This window comes from Streptomyces sp. NPDC059743 (genome assembly GCF_042732975.1).
Lineage (GTDB): Bacteria > Actinomycetota > Actinomycetes > Streptomycetales > Streptomycetaceae > Streptomyces.
In genome coordinates, this window is record NZ_JBHWGS010000017.1 from 120,537 (window position 1) to 135,420 (window position 14,884).

At 68.8% G+C, this 14,884-nt stretch carries 9 protein-coding genes; 2 read left to right on the forward strand and 7 right to left on the reverse strand.

Annotated features, from left to right (window positions below; translation table 11 throughout):
- Positions 1-16: 16 nt before the first annotated feature.
- Complete coding sequence (locus tag ACFV6H_RS28360; protein ID WP_385547518.1) at positions 17-2,233, reverse strand: hypothetical protein; 2,217 nt, start codon at positions 2,231-2,233, stop codon at positions 17-19.
- A 500-nt stretch (positions 2,234-2,733) separates the two neighbouring features.
- Here ACFV6H_RS28360 and ACFV6H_RS28365 point away from each other — a divergent pair, with 500 nt between their 5' ends.
- Positions 2,734-3,237, forward strand: coding sequence for a VOC family protein (locus ACFV6H_RS28365; RefSeq protein ID WP_385547521.1), 504 nt, complete (start codon positions 2,734-2,736; stop codon positions 3,235-3,237).
- A 6-nt stretch (positions 3,238-3,243) separates the two neighbouring features.
- Here ACFV6H_RS28365 and ACFV6H_RS28370 read toward each other — a convergent pair whose 3' ends face one another.
- Positions 3,244-4,083: a helix-turn-helix transcriptional regulator gene (locus ACFV6H_RS28370; protein WP_385547524.1), complete on the reverse strand. Its 840-nt coding sequence runs from the start codon at positions 4,081-4,083 to the stop codon at positions 3,244-3,246.
- A 113-nt stretch (positions 4,084-4,196) separates the two neighbouring features.
- Positions 4,197-4,961 carry an SDR family NAD(P)-dependent oxidoreductase gene (locus ACFV6H_RS28375; protein WP_385547527.1) on the reverse strand — a complete coding sequence of 255 codons (765 nt, stop codon included), beginning with the start codon at positions 4,959-4,961 and terminating at the stop codon, positions 4,197-4,199.
- 408 nt (positions 4,962-5,369) lie between these two features.
- Here ACFV6H_RS28375 and ACFV6H_RS28380 point away from each other — a divergent pair, with 408 nt between their 5' ends.
- On the forward strand, positions 5,370-7,493 hold the full coding sequence (locus ACFV6H_RS28380) for a glycosyl hydrolase family 28-related protein (RefSeq protein WP_385547530.1): 2,124 nt from the start codon (positions 5,370-5,372) through the stop codon (positions 7,491-7,493).
- 92 nt (positions 7,494-7,585) lie between these two features.
- Here ACFV6H_RS28380 and ACFV6H_RS28385 read toward each other — a convergent pair whose 3' ends face one another.
- The 4 genes from ACFV6H_RS28385 to ACFV6H_RS28400 form a co-directional block, all read right to left on the reverse strand.
- Entirely contained in the window at positions 7,586-8,725 is a 1,140-nt protein-coding gene (locus ACFV6H_RS28385; protein ID WP_093595196.1) for an ROK family protein, read from the reverse strand.
- Between the two features lie 209 nt (positions 8,726-8,934).
- Positions 8,935-12,234 carry a PQQ-dependent sugar dehydrogenase gene (locus ACFV6H_RS28390; RefSeq protein ID WP_385547533.1) on the reverse strand — a complete coding sequence of 1,100 codons (3,300 nt, stop codon included), beginning with the start codon at positions 12,232-12,234 and terminating at the stop codon, positions 8,935-8,937.
- A gap of 188 nt (positions 12,235-12,422) precedes the next feature.
- Entirely contained in the window at positions 12,423-13,391 is a 969-nt protein-coding gene (locus ACFV6H_RS28395) for a sugar phosphate isomerase/epimerase family protein (protein WP_384984722.1), read from the reverse strand.
- Positions 13,392-13,516: 125 nt separating this feature from the next.
- Complete coding sequence (locus ACFV6H_RS28400) at positions 13,517-14,473, reverse strand: hypothetical protein (protein WP_385547536.1); 957 nt, start codon at positions 14,471-14,473, stop codon at positions 13,517-13,519.
- Positions 14,474-14,884: the final 411 nt, after the last annotated feature.

Below are 14,884 nucleotides of genomic sequence, written 5' to 3' on the forward strand. Positions count from 1 at the left end.
GAGAAAGGTGCCGGGATCAGTGCTCGGTGCCGAGCTGCACGGACCGCACGGGCTGCACGGTCCCCACGGGCCGTTCCGGCCGCAGGACACCGGCGGGTACCGGCGCGCGCGGCGCGGTCCGCAGTGGTGGCTCCTCGGCGCGACGCGCGGTCCGGTCGCCGTGGCCGGCTGCCTGGTCCGCTACGGCGTGAGCGGGCACGAGAGCCTGCGGTAGCGTGAGCGTCACGCTGTCCTGGCCGGCCGCCCGCGAGACCCAGCCCGAGACGGTTCCCGCGTACGGCTCGCCGAAGCCCGTGGTCCCCGCCGGGAGGCTCTGGGCGGTCCCGGCCGGCATGGTGGCCGTGACGGCCACGTCCTGCGGCGCCTGTACGGTCACGGCGTCGCCGATCCGGTAGCCGGTGACGGCGCCGCTCTTGACGGCGGTGTTCCAGACGGTCCGCTCGCGCAGCTCCTCACCGATGTCGCTCATCCGGAGGTTCACCAGCGGCGTGTTGTCGGCGTGGAGCGCCGCGTACCGGTCGAGGACCGCGTCCAGGACCGGGTATCCGATCCGGTCCTCGGCGAGATTGGACTGATGCATGAAGTGCGGACGCGGGTCGTTGGCGAGGACATGCCCGAGGGCGATGCTCGTCTCCAGCGGCACGATGTGGTTGGTGTAGCCGGTCGCGGTGTCCAGTGGCGCGTCCAGGCAGGTGGTGTTGGCGAGGTCCTCGCACAGACCGCTGCCGCCCTGCGCCCGGCTGGTGTAGAGCCAGTTGTACTCGTCGACCTGCTCGGACGTCCGGCCCGCGTTGTAGAAGATATTGATCGGGTACCGGGCCACGGTGAGGGCGGGACCGACGGCGCGCTGGCCCGGGTCGCGGGAGTTGTCGGAGGCGAGCCAGGCGACACCGTTGTCGGCGAGCGCGGGAGCGAGATTCGGGTTGTCGTCGGGCTGCTGCGGGAGCACCTTCAGCCCGGAGTGCTCACCGGTCACCAACTCGTCGTTCCGCAACGGGAGTCCGGCCCGCTCGCCCCACTGCCGGTTCTCGGATATCTGCCGGGAGATCTCCGTACGGCTGACATAGCGTGTGCTGCCGTCGGCATTGGTGGCGCACTTCCACGGGACGACGGTGACATTCTGCTCGCAGCCGAGGAACGCGTGGTCGTAGGTGTGGTTGAGCCAGCGGAAGTCGGCGCGCCTGGCCAGGAATTCATCGGTGGCCGGATCGGCTCCGCCGTTGTCCTCGCGGTGCTGCTCGCTGCCGGCGCCGTTGTACGCCAGATCGAGCGCGAAGCCGCGCCGCCGTGACCAGTCGGCGGCGTCGCGTACGTCCTCGGCCGACATCCGGATGGGATTCTGGGTGCCTTGGCCAGGCGGGCAGTCCACATCGCCGGGAGTGCAGTTGAGCAGCGGGTCCCAGCGGTCGTCGGCGCCGAAGACATCGTCCACATGGACGGCGAAGTAGTTCCGGGAACCACCGAGGCGTATCTCCTCGGTCATCCAGTCGACGATGCCACGGGCGAGAAGCCTGAACTGCTGCTGGTACTGGTTGTATACAAAGGTGACCACCAGTTCCCGGCGGCCGTCGTGCCGGTACTCGCCGACGAGCGAGCCTCTGGCGGTGGAGCCGGGTATCGGCGCGTCCACATAGGTGGTGAAGTCGGCGCCGGCCAGCGGCCGGGAGAGATAGGCGTAACTCTCCCCGATGTCCGGCGCGTTGTCCTCGAAGGGCACCTCGCCGTCGAGATAGCCGAACGGGCCCGCGCTGCCCGCGGGAGTCACCTCGGCCCGTACACCGTCCAGGGAACCGCTGTAGCCGCCACTGGTGGGCACTTCGAGACCGGCCTGAGGCCGTGCGTAGGTGTACGCGTCGACCTGCGGGATCGCGTACGTCCGCTCATAGGCGACGAGGGCGGCCATCTCGGGCGAGCCGGCGTTGAACGGATTGTCGTTGGGCAGGACCACGGCCTGGAACTTCGCCCGTGGCCGGCCGTCCACCGTATCGGCCAGGAAGGCCGGTTCGATCACGGGCCGGTCGGAGCGTCCGAGATCCACCACGGTGTACGGCGTGCCGGCGGTGTCGAGTTCGGCGGCGATGGCGGCCGTGGCCGGACCGCCGTCGGCGACCACCAGGACGCGCAGATCGATACGGGGCGCCGGCTCATCGGCGAGCGCCGGCGCCGCGGGTAACGCGAGCGCGAGCAGCAGCGCTCCGGCGGTCAGTGCGGTCGTGCGAATGCTCCGCTTCATACGGTCGAATCCCTCCCCGGCGGGTCCGGTCGGCTCTCCCGACCGCCGGACCCCGGCCCCCAGCACGGCGCCGGCCCTCGTACAGAGAACCGGCGCCGTGCACTGATGTCTCATATGGTGATGGGTGCGTGCGGGTTCCGTGCGCCGGTTGTGAAACATGACGGAAAAACGCGGGCGATCCCGGCGTCTCCCGCCGCTTCTCATGGGCGGGCCTGGCATGTCCGTGATCACCGCTTTGGCGCGCCCTGTCCGTACGGCACAACGGAAGACGGGATACGGACGGCCTGTCGCATACCGCCCGTACGGCCCTGCGGTCCGTTCCGTCTCCGGCTGTCTCATTCGGCGCGATTGCGGCCCTGTCGGCGCCCGTTGAGTTGCCCGGGTGTCCTGGGGCCAGCAGAGTGGACATGGCGGAGCGGCCCGTACACGCTGTGCGGTCCCGCACACGGTGCGGTGCTGTCGGGCGGGTGAGCTCGGGCGGGTGAGCTAGGGAGACGGCGATGGCGCGACGAGAAGATCTTCCGGCACCGTCACAGGGGCTGGTCCTGACGCACTTCCTCACGGTGCGTGATGTCGGCGTTTCGAGCCGCTTCTACGCGGACATCCTCGGCGGCGAGGTGGTGCTCGCCGAGAATCCCGCGATCGTGAAGGTGGCCAACGGCTGGATCATCATGAACCCGGGCGGCGGACCCACTCCGGACAAGCCCGATGTCATCCTCACTCCGCCCGCTCCCGGCGACCCCGTGTCCTCGTTCCTGAATGTACGGGTCGCCGATCTGGCCGCGTTCTATGAGCAGGCCACCGCGAAGGGCGCGCACTTCCTGACCGAGCCGCTCGACCGCAAGGCGGAGCTGCGCTGCTATCTGCGTGATCCGGACGGATATCTGGTCGAGGTGGGCCAGGCCACCGGGATACTCCACGGCGTTTTCGCCGATCGCACGTCGGCCGATGCGGGCTCCGGCTCCGGCTCGGGCTCGGGCTCGGGCTCAGGCGACGGCGGCTGACCGCCGTCAGGTGTGGGGCTGCCGGTCGCCTATGACGGACAGGAGCTGGAGCTTCTCGTAACTCTCCGTACCGGGCGTGGCGGTGTAGACGAGAAGGGCCTGCGCCTGGTCGACGTCGAAGAGGACCTGGCAGTGCAGTTCGAGCACGCCCAGTTCCGGGTGGCGGATCCGCTTCGGTTCGTCGCGCGGGATGCCGATCTCATGCGCACTCCACAGCGCGGCGAACTCCTCGCTCTCCTCCAGGAGCGCGGTGACGATCTGCCCGGCGCGGGAGTCCGCGCCCTGGCGTGAGTAGGCGACGCGGAGCTGGGAGGCGAAGAACCGGCTGTGCGTCGGATGGTCGTCCTCCGGATAGATCAGCCGTGCGCGCGGATCGGTGAACCAGCGGTGGAGCAGGCTGCGCGCCAGACCGGTGTGGTGGGTCTCGTCGCCGAGGAGCGCGACCGCGAGTCTGGTCTGCGTCAGTGTTTCGGCGATTCCGTTGATGACCTGGGCCGGAGTGTCGTCCAGCCGGTCCAGGATGCGCATGATGCCCGGATTGACATGGTCGCCGCGGAGCGCCCGGCCCGGAGTGTTGTGCCCGGCCATCCGGAAGAGATGGTCGCGCTCGTCCAGGGACAGATGCAGTCCGCGCGCGATCGCGGCGAGCATCGGTTCCGAGGGCTGCGGACCGCGCTGCTGCTCGATACGGCTGTAGTAGTCGGTGGACATACCACACAAAGCCGCCACCTCTTCGCGGCGCAGACCACGGGTGCGCCGACGCGGGCCGCGGGGGAGGCCGACGTCCTCGGGCTGAAGGGCTTCGCGGCGGGTGCGGAGGAAGTCCGCCAGTTGTGCTCGGTCCATCTGCTCAGTCTCCCTCTTCGGTCATCGGAGCCCAGGTACGCCCGGATGCGCCCAGGTGTGGCGACGGTGGCGCGCGGGATCATGGAACCGCGCGCCACCTCGTACCGCTCCGCTCAGAGCAGAGTGCCGCCCGAGGCCTCGATACGCTGCCCGGTGATCCATCCGGTGTGCTCGGAGAGCACCGCCGCGACGACACCGCCGATGTCCTCGGGCTCTCCCACCCGGCCCAGCGCCGTCTGGCTGTCCAACTGGGCGCGGACCTGTTCGTTGTCGCGTATGAAGCCGCCGGCGAAGTCGGTGGCCACGGGACCGGGAGCGACCGTGTTCACGGTGATGCCGCGCGGACCGAGTTCCTTGGCGAGATACCGGGTGAGAACCTCGACGGCGCCCTTCATCGACGCGTACGCCGAGGCACCGTGACCGGTGAATCGGGTCAGTCCCGTGGAGACGTTGATGATGCGCCCGCCGTCCGCGATGAGCGGTACGAGTCCCTGGGTCAGGAAGTACACACCGCGGAAGTGCACATTCATCAGCTGGTCGAAGCCCTCCGGAGTGGTCTCCGCGAACGGCGCCATCAGGGCGCCGCCGGCGTTGTTGACCAGGAAGTCGAAGCTCTCCCGGCCCCAGCCGTCCTTCAGCACACGGCGCACGTCGTCGGTGAACCGGTCGAACGATTCGAGCGCACCGGTGTCGAGCTGAAGGGCGAAAGCGGTACGGCCCAGCCCTGCCGCGGCGTCGACAACGGCGTCGGCCTCGTCGGCGTGGGAGCGGTAGGTGATGATCAGATCGACACCGTCCTCGGCGAGCCGGAGCGCGGCACTGCGCCCCAGGCCCCGGTTGGCTCCCGTGATGATCGCGATCTTGCCCTGTGTGGTCATGGGACGGCTCCCTCATGGCGGGTGGCCGCCGCGTGCTGGTCACGCGATCCGGACAAACCACTCGCCGCGCCCCAGCTTGGGCCGAGCCATGGACCGGATGAAGGGCCCACTTGTCCAGGGACCGGCAGTCCCTGTCTCAGCGCCACCGCCCACCTCGGCGGTGGCGACCCATCTACCGGACGCGCCGGTACCGGCGAACCTCGTCCCGCGTTGCGGAAATCTGGCAATGAACCAGGCGGCCAGCGCAAGAATTCAACGAGTGCGCGCAGTTGGGCAGCAAGGAGACGAAATCAGTTCGCATGAACCTTGTGGAACGGGCTGCGCGGGTCCTACTGTCGCCTCACCTCATGGCGTCCGCTCCGCCGAGCGTCACAGGCGTTCACCCTCCCGACAGAAACGAGCATTTCGATGTCATGGAGCATCACAGGAGCCGCAGCGAGACGGTTCGGCAGACCGGCGCGCGGGACCGCAAGGACCGTCGCCGCCGCGACCGCGGTCGCTGTCGGTCTCAGCGTGCTGGCCGGTGGTACGGCCCTCGCCGGTACGGGCGCTGACGGTGCGTCGGCCAGGTCGGCCAGGTCGGCCAGGTCGGCCGCGTCGGCCGCGTCGGCCGCGTCGATCCCTGTTGTGACACGCGCCGCCCTTGATCCCTCGCTCGTCGCGGGCAGAGGCGCGCGCGTCGGCTTTGTCGAGCAGGAGGCGGAGAACGCCACGACGAACGGCGCGGTCATCGGCCCGGACCGTACCGCGTACACGCTGCCGGCCGAGGCGTCCGGCCGTAAGGCGGTCAAACTGACGCCGGGCCAGCATGTCGAGTTCACACTGCCGAGCGCGGCCAACGCGATCACCGTGCGGTACAGCATTCCGGACGCTTCCGACGGCGGCGGCATCACCGCACCGCTCGATGTCGCGGTGAACGGCAAGAAGCGCTCCACCATGACTCTGACGTCGCAGTACGCGTGGCTCTACAACCAGTATCCGTTCTCGAACGACCCGAACGCCGGTCTGCTGCATCCCGACTGGTGGATCACCGAGTGCTCCTGTGTGCCGAGCGAGACGACGCCGGCGCCGACGATCGACAAGCCCTTCCGGCCGAACCACTTCTACGACGAGCAGCGTCTGCTGCTCGGTGCGACGTACCGCGCCGGTGACAAGGTACGGCTCACGGTTCCCGCCGGCAGCAGGGCCGCGTGGACGGTGATCGATCTGCTCGACTCGGAGCTCGTCGGTCCGCCGCGTGTCGAGCTCCTCGCCGCGAACGTCCTGGCCTTCGGCGCCGATCCGTCCGGCCGGCGCGACTCCGCCGACGCGTTCGACAAGGCGATCGCCTTCGCGAAGCGCAAGCACCTCAAGGTGTACATACCGCCGGGCACCTACCAGGTGAACCGTCACATCATCGTCGACGACGTCACGATCGTGGGCGCGGGCAACTGGTACACCATCATCAAGGGCCGCCAGGTGGAGCTGAGCACGCCGGCACCCGACGGCTCGGTCCACACCGGTGTCGGCTTCTACGGCAAGGACGCGGCGGACGGCGGCAGTACCGATGTGCATCTGTCCGGCTTCGCGATCGAGGGCGATGTCCGCGAGCGCATCGACACCGACCAGGTGAACGGAATCGGCGGAGCGATGAGCGACTCCACCATCGACGGCCTCTACATCCGCCACACCAAGGTCGGTCTCTGGTTCGACGGACCGATGTCGAATCTGCGGATCACCAACAATGTGATCGTGGACCAGATCGCCGACGGCCTCAACTTCCACACCGGTGTGACGGATTCGGTGGTGTCGGACAACTTTGTCCGCAACTCGGGTGACGACGGTCTCGCCATGTGGTCGGAGAAGACCGCCAACGCCGGCAACACGTTCGACCACAACACCGTACAGACGCCGGTGCTCGCCAACGGCATCGCCATCTACGGCGGCAAGGACAACACCGTCTCCAACAACCTCATCGCCGACCCGATCCGCGAGGGCAGCGCCATCCAGATCGGATCACGCTTCGGCGCCGAGGCGTTCACCGGGCATCTGCGGATCACCGACAACACCACGGTCCGCGCCGGTACGTACGAGCTGAACTGGAACATCGGCCTCGGCGCCATCTGGTTCTACGCGCTGGAGAAGAACATCGACGCCGACATCCAGGTCACCGGGGACCACTTCCTCGACAACACCTACAACGCGATCATGCTGGTCAGCGACTGGCCGGTGAAGGATCTGTACTCGATCACCAATGTCCACTTCAAGGACATCAAGGTCGACGGTACGGGCACCTCGGTGGTCAGCGCGCGGGTGGCGGGCTCGGCGTCCTTCCAGAACGTCGACGCCCGCAATGTCGGAGCGGTCGGTGTCAACAACTGCGGATCGTTCAACTTCACGCCCGCAGGCTCGGAGTTCTCGCTGACGGACCTCGGCGGCAACGACGGAGGCGGCACCACCGGCGCCTGGCTCGCGCCGTGGGAACTGCCGAACACCATCACCTGCGACGACCGGCCGCCGGTGATCGTCCCACCGGCGCCGTCCACCTGGTGACACCCGCCTGAGCGCACAGGAGCGGCAGCCGCTGATCCGGCTGCCGCTCACGCTTGCCACCCGCTCGAACGGGCGGCTTCGTCAGGACCTCGTCAGGAAGGTCCGCCGTATGCGAGTTCGCTGGCCAGGAGCGCCGCTCCGACGACTCCGGCGCGCGGGCCGAGTTCGGACATCACGATCGGCAGGTTGCCCGTGGCGAGCGGGAGCGAGCGTTTGTAGACGACGCTGCGGATCTCGGCGAGCAGGAGATAGCCGAGCCCCGACAGACCGCCGCCGATCACTATCATCGACGGATTCATAAAGCTGACCAGAGTGGCGAGGACCTGGCCGACGCGGTGGCCGCCGGCCCGGATGAGATTGACGGAGGCGTTGTCGCCGCCCGTCGCGCATTCGGCCACATCCACGGCGGTCAGCGTGCCCTGCGCGGCGAGCCGGTCGGCGAGGGCCGGGGACTGGCCGGAGCGAGCCGCCTCCATGGCGTCACGGGCCAGCGCGACACCGCCGAAGTACGCCTCCAGACAGCCGGTGTTGCCGCAGGAGCAGACGGGTCCGTCGGCCTCGACCTGGATATGGCCGATGTCCCCGGCGCAGCCCTCCGCGCCCCGATATATCCGGCCGTGGTGCTGCATGCCGGAGCCGATTCCGCTGCCGATCTTCACGAAGAGCAGATGATCGACGGATCGGGCCACTCCGCTGTGTGCCTCGCCGAGGGCCATCACATTGACGTCGTTGTCAACGACCACCGGACAGCCGTGCTCGCGCGCGAGGGTGTCACGTACGGGATAGCGGTTCCAGCCCACCATGATCGGCGGCGAGACCGGTACACCGTTGCGGAAGCTGACCGGTCCCGGCAGACCGATACCGATCGCGTCGAGATCGGTGTAGTGGCCCTGGGCGCGCAGCTTGTGCAGGAGTTCGCTGACGCGGTCCAGTACGGCGACCGGCCCCGAGCGGATGTCGGCGGCCTCGGAGTAGGCGGCCACGGGTTCCAGACCGCCGTCCGTGATCTCGATGTCGATCGAGCTGGCGCCGAGATCGACGGCGGCGAACCGGAGGCCGGGATCGAGCTGGACGAGGGTGGAGCGACGGCCGCCGCGCGAGGCGGCCGGGCCCGCCTCCAGCACCATTCCGGTGGCGACCATACGGTCGAGTTCGGCGAGCAGCCGAGGGCGCGGTACTTCCATTCTGTCCGACAACTGGGCCCGGGACAGTGGGCCGTTGTCGCGCAGCATGCTCAATACACGGTACTGAACGCTCACGGGCTCCACTTCCTCAAGGCACCATCGGGACGTCCGGCCGGCCGCTGGTCGCTATCGGCTCTTGGCCATTGTCAACGGATTACTGTTCGATCGTATGAAACTTTCGCTCATCCTGCCAAAAGTTGTCCGAAGCGCTGCCCCTGCTTTCGGGACAGCGCTTCGGACAGTGCTTCGAAGAAGCGTCAGTCGGTGAGCTCTCCCTTCACGGCCCGTGCGTCACGCGCGAGGGCCGCGCGCGCCGCCGCGTCGTTCACCAGGGCGGTGTCGGCCGCCGAGGTGGCGAACGATTCCAGCACCGCCGCCGCCTGGCTGATCCGCCCGGCCTCGGCATGTGCCCGTGCCTGGTCGAGCCGGACCGTCAGCCGCTGCTGGCCCTGTGCGGTGATCAGGCCCTCGGCGCGCAGCCGCGGGATCAGCGCGTCGAGATCGGCGAGGGACGTGGTGGTGGTGAAGTGCACGGTCCTCGTCGTGGTGTTGCCCGCCCGGTCCTGGGCCGTGACCTTGAGGTCATGGCCTCCCAGCGGCAGCCGCCAGAGCTGTACGGGCCGGCCCGAGGTGACCGCCGTTCCGTCCAGGGTGGCGGTCGCGGTGGCTCCGCCGGAGACCGCGTCGGTGGCCGTGACCACCGGCGCCGGCTGCTTGGAGTCGCCGTAGGTGCCGTCGGCGTCCAGACCGGTGACCGTCACCGAAGGCCCGGACTTGTCGATCCGTACGGTCAGGCTGCCGACCTCGGAGACATTGCCGCCGCTGTCGGTCGCCCGGTACAGGACGGTGGTGGTGCCCTCGGTGGAGAGGGTGACGGCGGCAGTGGCCGACAGCCATGTCGTACCGCCGTTGACGGAGTACTGACGGCTGCTGACCGTGCCGTTGTCCGTGGCGGTGACGCTCAGCGACACATTGCCGGTGTACCAGCCGTTGCTCCCGCTCGGCTGCGCCGGGCTGAGCGTGGCCGTCGCCTTCGGCGGTGTCTTGTCGGCGACGCCGGGACCCTGGAAGGTCAGGGCGTCCAGATCGACACCGCCCGAGGTGGTGACGAACAGCTCTCCGCTGCCGGAAGGCCGGTCGGACAGAGCCGTGGTGACGGTCTGCCAGCCCTCACCGGCCGGTACGGACACGGTCGCGAACGGGGCCGCGTCCACGGAGTTCCAGCGCAACGCCAGGGTGCCGGCGCCGGAGGCACGCGTCTGCACACCGGTGATGCCGCTGAAGGAGACCGGATCGTAGGAGATCCAGTCCCCGGCGTCGAAGGACGTCACCTTGCGCTGGCCGGAGGCACCGGTGTCGTCGGTGATCGTGACGCCCTGCGCGGAGTCGTAGTGCTCGGCCTGCATCAGCGCCGGGTTGAGCACCACCTGGGCGTCACCGGTGGCCGGCGGAACGCCGCCCGCGCCCTTGTCGGTGTAGGTGATACCGAGGACGCCGAAGACGTTCTCGGTGTCTCCGTGCCCGGCGTCGGCCGGTGTCACGACCGCGCCCGAGCAGCCGGTTCCGCTGTTGACCGGGTGGCCGTGCTGGTTGTGCCCGAGACCGAAGGTCCAGGCGACCTTGGCGCAGTCGGCCGTGTTGCCGTCCTCGGCGTCCTGGACCTCGACTCCGTACGGCACGGCGTCGCCCCAGTTGAAGAACCCTCCGGTGGGCGGTGAGGTGATGCCGACCGTCGGAGCGGTGTTGCCCACCGTGATCTGACGGCTCGACAGTCCCGTCTTGCCCTGTGCGTCGGTGACCTTCAGCCGGGCCTGGAACTGCCCGTTCTCCGGATACGTACGGCTGGCCGTGGGCCCGCTGGCGTCGAAGGTGCCGTCACCGTCGAGGTCCCACTGATAGGTGAGCTGTCCGCCGTCCGGGTCGCTGGAGCCGGTGGCGTCGAAGGAGACCGACAGCGGTGCCTGGCCGGAGGTGCGGTCGGTCTTGATCACCGCGGTGGGCGCCTTGTTGCCCTCGGCGTAGTCGATCCGGTAGAGACCGGCGTCGGGGTTCTGGCGGAAGAATCCGTCGCCGTAGTCCAGGACGTAGAGCGAGCCGTCCGGGCCGAACTCCAGGTCCATCGGGTTGTCCCAGGGCGGGATGCCGTTCTCGGAGCGCTCGCTGTTGGGGAGTACGTTCTCCAGCTTGGTGACCGGGCCGTCCGGTCCCGCGAGGGTGAAGGCCGCCACATAGTCCTGGGAGAACTCGCCGAAGAACGCCTTGCCGTCCCAGTACTCGGGGAACTTGCCCGGGGAGGGATTGTCCGCGTCGTAGTGGTAGACCGGACCGCCCATCGGCGCCTGGCCGCCGGGTCCGCCGGGTCCGCGGAACGCGGTCAGCTCGGGCCACGGCTGGTCGGTGTCGCGGTCTCCGTACCAGAGCGTGGCCGCGGTGGACGGAGGCAGCTCGGTCAGACCGGTGTTCCAGCGCGAGTCGTTGACCGGCTTGGCGCAGTCGAAGGCCGGGCCCGGAGTGAGCGTCGCGAAGTCGAAGTCCCGGTAGGGCTTGGTGTTGTCACCCGTGCAGAACGGCCAGCCGCTGTTCAGTGGCTTGGTGGTGGTCTGCCATTCGACATATCCCATGGGACCGCGGTTCGGATCGGCCGTGCCCGCGTCGGGACCGTAGTCGCCCCACATCACGGCGCCGGTCGCCTGGTCCACCGCCAGCCGGAACGGATTACGCAGGCCCATCACAAAGATCTCGGGACGCGTCTTGGCCGTACCGACCGGGAACAGGTTGCCGTCCGGGATGGTGTACGAGCCGTCCTCCGCGACCTTGATACGGAGGATCTTGCCGCGCAGATCATTGGTGTTGCCGGAACCACGGCGCTCGTCGAGCCCCGGGTTGTAGGTGGGCGCGTCGTTGATCGGCGTGTACCCGTTGACATTGGGCCCCGACGCCGGTGTGTTGCCGCCCGTGGCGAGGAAGAGATTGCCGTTCGCGTCGAAGTCCACGTCTCCGGCGACATGGCAGCACTGGCCGCGGTTGACGTCGACCCGGATGATCTCCTGGGCGGTCGACAGATCCAGCTTGTCACCGGTCCACTTGAAGCGGGTGAGGGTGTCGTAGCCCTTCCACCGGTCCCAGTACGAGTCGGTCTCGCCCGCGGGCAGTTGCTGCGGGGCCGAGCCGGCCGGAGTGTTCAGGGGCGGCGAGTAGTAGAGATAGACCCACTTGTTGGTGGCGAAGTCCGGGTCCAGGGTGACGGTCTGGAGCCCCATCTCCGAGTTCTGGTACACATCGATGTGGTTGACGACCTTGGTCACACCGCTGCCGGGATCGGTGAGCCGCAGATCACCGTTGCGCGCGGTGTGCAGCACCCGGCTGTCGGGCAGTACGGCGAGGTCGATCGGCTCGCCGGTGTCCTTGGTGAGGGTGACCTTCTCGTAGTTCGCCCAGTCAAGGGCGTGTTCATGGTTCTCGTGTGCCTGGGCGGCGGGCGCGAGGGCCACCATGCCCAGCGCGGGCATCGCCGCGAGCAGGACGCCTGAGATCAGACGTCTGAGGGTACGGTGCACAGGGATGCGTCTCCTTGGTCGCTGGCGGTCAGGAGGGTGCGCGACCGGGGCCGGCCCGTCGGCCGTACCGTGACAGCGGTACGGAGCTCCGGCGGGCCGGGCCCGGTGGGGGTGCGTGCGGGTGGGGGCTCTCACGCTCTCGATCGGTTCGGTCCTGCGGGGCCGCTCTCGGTGAGGGCGGCCCGTCGTCAGCCGAGCAGGCCCTTCAGCGCGACAAAGCTGCGCTCGGCGGCACCGAGGGAACCGGGCGGGTTGGGCTGGGTGTTGGGCGCCGTGTCCTGCTCCCAGATACCGATGTGGGCGGCGCGCGGGCCGATGTCACGGACGAACTTCTCGTACGGCAGATCGCCCGCGCCGAACTCGACGATGTCGAAACCGTCGGCCTTCGACGGATTGGTGTCGCCGTCCTTCATATGGAACAGCGGGTAGCGGTAGGGCTGGTTGCGCACATACGCGGCCGGATCGAAGCCGGGCCAGCGGTGCTGGCCGACATACGCCCAGTAGATGTCCATCTCCAGATAGACATGGCGCGGATCGGTGTTCCTGAGGAACACGTCGTACAGCCGCACCGAGGGCTGGTCGGTGGCGAAGGCGAACTCGCCCGCGTGGTTGTGCTGGTAGAGCTTGAGGCCCCGGGCGGTCGCCGCCGCGCCCCAGGTGTTGAACTCCTCGGCGGCGGCGAGATAGCCCGCGACCGTGTTCACGTTCGACGGCGCGTTGGCGGTGCCGATGTGCGGCATACCGAGGATCTGCGCGGCGTCCAGTTCGGCCTGGAGATTGCTGCGCAGATTGCCGATGCCGACATGGCTGCCGACCGCGCGGAGCCCGTTGTCGTTCAGCAGCTGCCGGATCTCGGGGAGCGTGATCTGCCGGCCCAGGATGGAGGTGTTCTGGGTGTATCCGGCGAACTCGATCTCGCGGTAACCGATACGGGCCAGCTCCGGCAGGACGACGCCGAAGCCGAGCGCGCTGACCTTGTCGCGGATGCTGTAGAGCTGGATACCGATGCGGTCCTTGGGGATGGACAGGCCGCTGGTCGCGGCGGAGGCGGTGGCCGCCGTCGCTCCGGTGACCGAGGCGGCGGCGAGCGCCACGGTGGTGCCCACGGTGGCGCGCAGGAAGTCCCTGCGGTCGAAGGACTTGTGCAGATGGCCCATGGCCACTCCTGAGGGAGGAAGTGAGATGAGAAAGGTCTGAGGGCGCCGCGCTGCCGAGGCCGCGGTGCGGAGGTTGCGGAGGTGTCGCGCTGGTGTGCTGCCGTGCCGCTGTGGGCTACGGCGTGTCAGAGACGGGTCGCGCCCGCGGCGTGGGCGGCGGCGCGGGCCTCGTCGGCACGCCCGGCGGCCTTCTCGGCCAGGTCGTTGCCGCGGTCCTGCGGGGCCACCTTGGCGGAGCGCGCGGCGGCGGCCGACACGGCGGCAGTGGTCTCGCCGGTTATGCCACCGCGGATCCGGGCCAGTTCACCGACCTGGAGCACGGGGGAGTTGCCGGTGGCCGTGAGCTTGCCACGGACGATCGCGTTGTCCAGCACCGCGTTGGCGGTGTTGTCGGTGACCGTGAGGTCCTTGTCGAGGTACGTGGCACCGTCGCAGGAACCGAGCAGACCGGCGCCACCGAGCTGGAGCGCGTCGGAGTTCGCCTTGTATACGGTGTTCCCGTACACCTCGCTGGCGCACAGGACGCCGCCGAGGGAGTTGCCGGTCACGGTGAGCGTTCCGTCGACCGTGCTGTCGTAGACATCGCTGTACTGGTTGGCGTCACCGGTGAGGCTGCCGTCCACGGTGCTGCCGGAGACGTACAACTCGCCCGCCTGGGCTCTGACGTTGCCGTCGAGAGTCGAGTCGACGGCGTACAGGAAGCCCTGGTTGGCGGTGATCGCGCCCTTGACGGAGCTGTTCTCCAGATGCGTGCCGAAGGCTCCCTGCGCGGTCAGGGCGCCCTTCACCGCGGTGTCGGTGAGGTCCACATAGGCGTTCGCGCCCACCGTGACACCGCCGTTGAAGGTGGCGCCGGCCGCGACGAGGTCGGCTCCGGCCTCCACCTTCACGGTGCCCTTGACCTTCGTACCGGTCAGCGTGCACGACTGCCCGGCCGGTACGACCAGGTCACCGCCGACGGTGACGGCGCCGCCGTCACCCACACAGGTCGTGTAGAGAGCCGCCTGCGCCGGGCCGGCGACCGCCACGAGGCCTCCGGAGGCCACCATCGAGGCTGTGGCGATGAACGTGCGGATCTTCATATCGCTTCCCTTCTCCTGCGGTCAGGACCGCGCGGGTCGGCGCGGTCCGATACCCCGTATGACGACGTTCGCCGGCGTATGCCGACGGGGTTCCTGCACAGTGCGCGAGCGCCTGGCCGTCGCGACGGCGGACGCGCAGCGCCTAGGGACGGGCAGCGGCCCGACCGTGGGGGGAGACGAACAAAGACAGAGGTGCTGTGCGGCGTTCATGTGAGCGCCGGGTGGTCGTGGTGCTGTTGAGCGGTGTGGGTGTTACCGCGACGAAACACTTGCCTGGTTGGGCCGAGACATTAGGGCGGCGCGTGGGGACTGTCCAGAGGTTCGGATGAAATCTCCGGAACTTTCTCATGATCCGTCAAAAGATAGGCCGGGCGAGTGAAAAGCTGGCCGGTGGCAGGCGCATGGGCGGGA

Bases quoted from the DNA above. Each gene is read 5' to 3' on its own strand.
- ACFV6H_RS28360 (WP_385547518.1), bottom strand. From the start codon at position 2,233: ATGAAGCGGAGCATTCGCACGACCGCACTGACCGCCGGAGCGCTGCTG.
- ACFV6H_RS28365 (WP_385547521.1), top strand. From the start codon at position 2,734: ATGGCGCGACGAGAAGATCTTCCGGCACCGTCACAGGGGCTGGTCCTG.
- ACFV6H_RS28370 (WP_385547524.1), bottom strand. From the start codon at position 4,083: ATGGACCGAGCACAACTGGCGGACTTCCTCCGCACCCGCCGCGAAGCC.
- ACFV6H_RS28375 (WP_385547527.1), bottom strand. From the start codon at position 4,961: ATGACCACACAGGGCAAGATCGCGATCATCACGGGAGCCAACCGGGGC.
- ACFV6H_RS28380 (WP_385547530.1), top strand. From the start codon at position 5,370: ATGTCATGGAGCATCACAGGAGCCGCAGCGAGACGGTTCGGCAGACCG.
- ACFV6H_RS28385 (WP_093595196.1), bottom strand. From the start codon at position 8,725: ATGCTGCGCGACAACGGCCCACTGTCCCGGGCCCAGTTGTCGGACAGA.
- ACFV6H_RS28395 (WP_384984722.1), bottom strand. From the start codon at position 13,391: ATGGGCCATCTGCACAAGTCCTTCGACCGCAGGGACTTCCTGCGCGCC.
- ACFV6H_RS28400 (WP_385547536.1), bottom strand. From the start codon at position 14,473: ATGAAGATCCGCACGTTCATCGCCACAGCCTCGATGGTGGCCTCCGGA.